Source organism: Microcoleus sp. Pol11C2, from assembly GCF_036701505.1.
Lineage (GTDB): Bacteria > Cyanobacteriota > Cyanobacteriia > Cyanobacteriales > Microcoleaceae > Microcoleus.
Genome location: NZ_JAUBQX010000031.1, coordinates 73,698 through 80,121 on the forward strand (window position 1 = coordinate 73,698; position 6,424 = coordinate 80,121).

The 6,424-nt window shown below is 46.6% G+C and carries 4 protein-coding genes; 1 reads left to right on the forward strand and 3 read right to left on the reverse strand.

Going from position 1 to position 6,424, the window contains the following annotated elements; genetic code table 11:
* Positions 1–214: 214 nt before the first annotated feature.
* Entirely contained in the window at positions 215–883 is a 669-nt protein-coding gene (gene tmk, locus QUA42_RS18030) for a dTMP kinase (RefSeq protein WP_333138791.1), read from the reverse strand.
* A gap of 105 nt (positions 884–988) precedes the next feature.
* On the opposite strand from tmk, the gene QUA42_RS18035 reads away from it, so the two are divergent.
* On the forward strand, positions 989–1,336 hold the full coding sequence (locus tag QUA42_RS18035) for a hypothetical protein (protein ID WP_190659999.1): 348 nt from the start codon (positions 989–991) through the stop codon (positions 1,334–1,336).
* 197 nt (positions 1,337–1,533) lie between these two features.
* On the opposite strand, the gene QUA42_RS18040 is transcribed toward QUA42_RS18035, so the two are convergent.
* Positions 1,534–4,146 carry a heavy metal translocating P-type ATPase gene (locus QUA42_RS18040; RefSeq protein WP_333138792.1) on the reverse strand — a complete coding sequence of 871 codons (2,613 nt, stop codon included), beginning with the start codon at positions 4,144–4,146 and terminating at the stop codon, positions 1,534–1,536.
* Positions 4,147–4,779: 633 nt separating this feature from the next.
* On the reverse strand, positions 4,780–6,424 hold a 1,645-nt coding region (locus QUA42_RS18045; RefSeq protein ID WP_445301334.1), incomplete at its 5' end, for a calcium-binding protein.

Here is a 6,424-nt window from a genome sequence, read left to right on the forward strand (position 1 = left end):
TGCTCATGCAGAAGGAAGAAGGAAGAAGGAAGAAAGAAATCTAGGGTTTCAACAGTAATTAAGAATATCCTAAACCTCGGGCGCGGTTGCTATAATACCAAAACGTTATTGTGTTTTAACGGACTGCTAAATAATTGTTTTGAGTTAAGAATGTTAAATTGTAAGTTGCCGGAGGGGGACAGGCTATTGCCGTTTCCCTACAGATTATGTAGCGCTATTTTTCAGAATTGGTATTATTTAAATATCCCCAAGCTTCTAACCAGCGAGTTACAATAGCTTGAATTTCCTGAGCGACTTCATATTCAGGGCGATCGGCATTAATCCGGACAATTCTAGATTTATTTTCCTGGGCTAACTCGGCAAAACCTTGCTGCACCTGGTGGTGAAACTTTAAATCAGCTTGCTCGATCCGATCGCACCCTCCCCTAGCTCTTACCCTCGCCAAACCCGCCTCCACATTAATATCCAGCCACAAAGTCAGATCGCTTTCCAAGCCGCCGGTGGCAATTTCATTCAACTGCTTAATTAAATTTAAGTTAAGACCGCGGCCGTAGCCCTGATAAGCAATCGTAGAGTCAGTAAAGCGATCGCATAAAACAATCGTTCCCTTAGATAACTCTGGTTTAAGAAAAGTTTCGACGTGTTGAGCGCGATCTGCCGCGTACATGAGTAATTCTGCTCGATCGGATACCAATTCCCCCGAATCTTGTTTCAGCAGCAAATGTCGCAGCCCTCTTCCCAGCTCAGTACCCCCCGGTTCGCGAGTAGCCACCAAGCGGACTGTGAGAAAGCAACTTGCTTGCAGCCACTGTATCAGCCGCTGCATTTGCGTAGTTTTACCGGCACCTTCCACCCCCTCAAACACAATAAGTTTGCCCTTCATTGCCCTAACTTTCCACCTGAATAAAATAAATCCATATTGTTCTGTGCATCTGTTCTAGGTTCGGTATGATAATAAAGTCTAAATGCCTCACGGCTGGAGTTGTCTATGGCTCGCTATACTGGTTTTTTTATCGTTGCCGTTCCGATCGACCGTCTGCGTCAATCCCTGATTGAAATTTTAGAGTCATGCAATCTTGATATTATCTACAATACAGGAGATTCCGTCATGGCTCGCGAACTTCCCGGTCAAGTTTCGATTGCCAAACTTGTCACCGCAGAAGTCCTAATTGAGAAAAACACGGCCAGCGACTCAGAGGTTCGCATGAACTTCGTGATAAAAAACGAAGAACTGCCCCTGCAAACCAACAACCACTGCCGTCAAATGTTCGAGCTAGTGAGTCGTTCAATTATGAACAACAATAACTGGCGACTTTTGGAAAGTATGGCACTCTAGCCATCAGTCAGTCGTTTTTACATTTTAGATTTTAGAGTGACTCCACAGATAAATCTGGGGCCTCGAACTAACGTCGAAACTTCTTTGGTCTCGACTCCTGGTGTGGGGGGCTTGTATCCGTATTGGGATGAGGCCATAAGTCATTAGTTTATAGCTAATGACTTATGGCCTCCGACTTTTATATGCAATCCCTAAATTTAAGCTCGAAATCCCCGGCGCAAAAACAAAGAATTTGTAACCACGCTAACAGAACTAAACGCCATAAATGCTCCGGCCGCCGCAGGACTGAGTAGAATTCCGGTTGCAGGCAGCAAGATACCCGCTGCCACGGGAATTCCCAGAGTATTGTAACCAAAAGCCCAAAATAAATTTTGGCGAATCTTATTAAAGGTAGCGCGCCCCAGCTCGATCGACTCAACAACATCCATCAAAGCATTTCGCATCAGCACAATTTGAGCTGTCTCAACTGCGACATCAGTACCGCAGTGCAAACCAATACCGACATCAGCTTGAGCCAAAGCCGGGGCGTCATTGATACCATCCCCCACCACAGCCACTTTACAGCCTTGGGCTTGCAAAGCCGCGATCGCCCTCGCCTTCCCCTCCGGCCGCACCTCGGCCAAAACATCAGCCGCCGCCAAACCTAGCTGCTGCGCCGTCGCCGTCGCCGCCGAAGCCGTATCCCCCGTCAGCATCATCACCCGCAATCCCATGCCCCGCAAACGTTCCACCGTCGCCTTAGCATCCTGCCTGAGAGTATCTTTTAGCCCGATTACCCCCAGCAAAACGCCCCCAGAAGCCACGTAAACCGCCGTTTTGCCTTTGCAAGACCCCGACAATTCCGTCGCCACAGCGACCCCTTGCTCCTTCATCCACTCGGCATTCCCCGCGAACACCCGTCGGCCCTCCACCAAAGCAGAAACCCCGAATCCCGGTTCCGTGCAGAAATCCTCAGCAGCTAGCAGTGGCAAACCTTGTTGTTGAGCTTCCTGCAAAATCGCTGCGGCGATGGGATGACAAGCGCCCCTTTCCACCGCCGCCGCAATTTGCAGCAGTTTTGAGTCAATTGTGGAACAGGCATCTTGCCTGTTGCCAGAAGCCCCATCAATTGTGGAACAGGCATCTTGCCTGTTGCCAGAAAATCCATCAATTGTGGAACAGGCATCTTGCCTGTTGCCAGAAACTCCATCAATTGTGGAACAAACATCTTGTTTGTTTCCAACATTAATATCTGAGTTCAAATCCCACTCCGAATTCTGGAAAATCGGCAAATAATCTGTGAGTGTGAGATTTCCGGTTGTCAGAGTGCCAGTCTTGTCAAAAACCACCGTATCTAATTGATGCACCCGTTCTAAAACATCACCACCGCGAATTAAAAGTCCGCGCTCCGCCCCGATGCCAGAACCGACTAAAATTGCAGTTGGGGTAGCCAGTCCCAAAGCGCAAGGACAAGCGATGACTAAAACTGCGATCGCCAATTTCAAACTTAACAGCAAAGGCGATTGATAATGAATAATTGGCAATTCACTTCCCATATTCATTGCCCCGTGTCCCATGTTCATTGCCCCGTGTCCTAAAAGCACAGAAGGCCAAATATGAGTGCCGGCAAAATACCAAAATAGGAAAGTTAAAACCGATATCCCCATTACCCCATACACAAAATATCCCGCCACAGTATCAGCTAAATTTTGAATCGGCGCTTTGCGAGTTTGAGCTGCCTGCACCAAAGCCACCATTTGAGCTACAGTTGTTTCCTTACCGGTGCGAGTTGCCCGCATCACAACTGCCCCGGATTTATTGATAGTTCCCGCCGCAACAGTATCTCCTGGCTGCTTCAAAACCGGCATTGATTCGCCAGTCAGCATCGACTCATCTATGGTTGTTTTGCCTTCGCAAATTTCACCGTCTACGGGTATTTTTTCCCCTGGCAAAACTTGCAGCCATTCTCCGACTCGGACGCGATCGGCGGGAATTTCAATGTATTGTGGATCGTAGACCTCTGATGTCGAGTTTAAAGGCAATTCTTCCGATCGCAAATCTAAACTCGAAAGTTTAAAATCAACTAAGCGGGCTTTCGCCGGCTGCAATGCAATTAAAGCTTGCAAAGCAGAGGCAGCGCGCCGTCTGGCTTGCTGTTCGAGAGTTTTGCCCAACAAAATAAAGCCCAGCAGCATCACCGGTTCGTCAAAAAAGCACTCCCATCCCATCCGTGGAAACAGCAGCGCCGCGTTGCTAGCCGTGTAAGCTGTGACAGCGCCTAAAGCTACCAAAGTATTCATGTTGGGTGCATTTCGCCACAAACTGCGGCACCCGTCAACGATAATCGGGCGACCTGGTAGCAGCAAAGCTAGGGTGGCGAGTCCCCAGTGAAACCAAATATTGCTGAGAAGTGGGGCTTTTGTGCCGAGTACGTGACCTAAACCCGATAGAATAATGAGGATCAGGGCGATCGTCAATTGGTTGATTTGCTGTCGAATTTCTTGCTGTCGCCGTTCAATTGTTGCCGCTTCTGCTTCCCGCTGATTTTCACCTAAACGAGACTGAGAGGGAAATCCATTATCAGTCAACTTTTTCGCTAAAGCCTCTGCATCGACAGTCCCCGGTTGACACTCAACCGTCGCGACTTCTACGGCTAAGTTAACGCAAGCTGAAATTACGCCTGAATACTGCATGAGTTGGCGTTCCACAGCTTTCGCGCAGCCGGCACATTTCATCCCGCCGACATCGAAAGTAACAAGTTCTGGCGGTGATTCTTTAACTGATATGATTTCTGGTTGAATTTCGGGGATTGTTTTGGGTAGAAATTGCATTGTTTTTTGGTATTGATTAGAATATTTCGCCACTTCAGAAAGGGTTTAATGCACTGTTTAGACAAATGTCTATATTTTGATCATAGATAAATATTGTGGCATCTTCCAAAAGTGTTAGTTTTTTTTAATTCTTATTAGTTGCAGGCGGTTAATTCCGCATTTTGGCAGGGGTTGAAATTAATCGGGGACTGCGGGTTTAATGCTAAGACACGCCTTGGACACGGCAGTGCCGTTTCCCTACTTGATATAATGGCGTTGCTGAATTAGGGTATGATACGGGCAAAAATACCAGAGGGGAGCCGAAAATGATTTCTGGGGTTTTAATGGGGAATTGGAACATCTCCAAATTTTAGATAGTAGACCTCTTGCAAAAATCCTTTTCATCAATTGATGGGACGGGCAAGATTCCCATCCCACAAGAGTTATTTTTTCTTGTGGGATGGGCATCTTGCCCGTCCTAATTATTTTTGCCAAAGGTCTAATGAATTACTAACTTAAGGATCGTGAATTAAATAACTTACCATTTTAATTGTGATTGTGGGATGGGCGTCCCGCCCGTCCAAAAAGGGCGGGCAGGACACCCCACTTTCCTTGTGTAAATTATTTAATTCGCGATCCTTAGAATTCGCTATCTTAAACTAAGAGAAAATCTTGAGCAGTAATTAGCGAAGCATTAACACCCACAAGATTCGCAAGTGTTCTTCCACTTTGCTTAATCGTCAGCAATGTTCCATCATTTCCCTGTGTAATCTGGAACTGCTCAAAGGTGAATCCTCCTGACAATCCGATCGCATCTTCCCCCTTAGTAAAATCTGCAATTAGATTAAATTCCACTTCAGGACACAAGACAAATATATCATTTCCTACCCCCCCTAGTAAACTATCAAATCCACCAACCCCAGACAAAATATCATTTCCTTTGCCTCCAAGGAGTGTATCATTCTCACTGCCTCCACACAGGGTATCATTTCCCTCTTGTCCTAACAATAAATCCTGTGCTTGTTCCCCCAGTAGAATATCATTGTCTTTGCCCCCGTATAAGGTATCATTTTCTTTGCCACCCTGAATAAAATCATTACCAGCATCGCCATAAATCAGGTCATTTCCTTCTCGCCCATTCAGAGAATCCTTCCCTTGATTTCCCCGAATTACATCTTCCCCTCGTCCACCGAGAATAATATCATTATCTTTGCCACCAAAGAGGGAATCATTGCCAGTACCACCGACAATAAAATCATTACCTTCATTGCCATTCAGTGTGTCGCCTTCGTCCTCAGCAAATAAGTTATCATCCCCTGGCAAAGCATCAAAAAAGCTAGAGGAATTGTTGCCATAATAAGCATCATTTTGGTTAGTGCCTATTCGGATATTAGGATTGCCATTAATTACATTATCGGTGGCATTGGGTTGATTGAGATCGGGGCGAGGAATGCGATCGCAAAAACAAGTTGAGTCAGGCGTTACCGCTGGTGTAGGTGTGGGAGGTGGTGTTACCTCTGGGGTAGGAGTTGCTGTAGGAATTGGTGTCGGATCTGCTAGAGGAATTGGCGTCTGTGTCGGTGTAGGTGTAGGAGTTGTTATAGGAATTGGAGTGGGAGTTGATGTTACCTCTGGTGTAGGAGTTGCTGTCGAAATTGGCGTGGGAGTTGGTGTTACCTCTGGTGTCGAAATTGGCGTGGGAGTTGGTGTTACCTCTGGTGTCGAAATTGGCGTGGGAGTTGGTGTTACCTCTGGTGTCGAAATTGGCGTGGGAGTTGGTGTTACCTCTAGTGTCGGAGTTGGCGTGGGTTCGGGTGTGGGAACACTATCGTTATCAGTGATATTAGCTGTGACAGCAGGTACGGCAATGCCGCTATAATTTGTATCCGTTGAAATGGCGGTATGAGTAATACTTCCAGTATGACTTCCTTCCACTAATGTGTCATCAGCAGCCGTGACAGTTACGGTTTGCGGTGTATTCCAATTAGTTGAATTAAAGGTGAGTGTGGAAGCTGAAGTAGCGGTTTGAGCAGTGTTGCCAATTGCTAGACTAACATCGGCTGTGGGTTGTGATGTTAAAACTACTTCATAACTACCAGTTGTACCGCCTTCTGTAGCTGTTGTAGAAGTGGGAGTGATTGTGATTGCTGCACTATCATTATCAGTGATATTAGCTGTGACAGCAGCGACGGCAATGCCGCTATAATTTGTATCCGTTGAAGTGGCGGTATGAGTAATACTTCCAGTATGACTTCCTTCCACTAATGTGTCATCAGCAGCCGTGACAGTTACGGTTTGC

What these genes read in the sequence shown, in the direction of transcription:
- tmk (WP_333138791.1), bottom strand. Translation starts at nt 883, where the DNA reads ATGAAGGGCAAACTTATTGTGTTTGAGGGGGTGGAAGGTGCCGGTAAA.
- QUA42_RS18035 (WP_190659999.1), top strand. Translation starts at nt 989, where the DNA reads ATGGCTCGCTATACTGGTTTTTTTATCGTTGCCGTTCCGATCGACCGT.
- QUA42_RS18040 (WP_333138792.1), bottom strand. Translation starts at nt 4,146, where the DNA reads ATGCAATTTCTACCCAAAACAATCCCCGAAATTCAACCAGAAATCATA.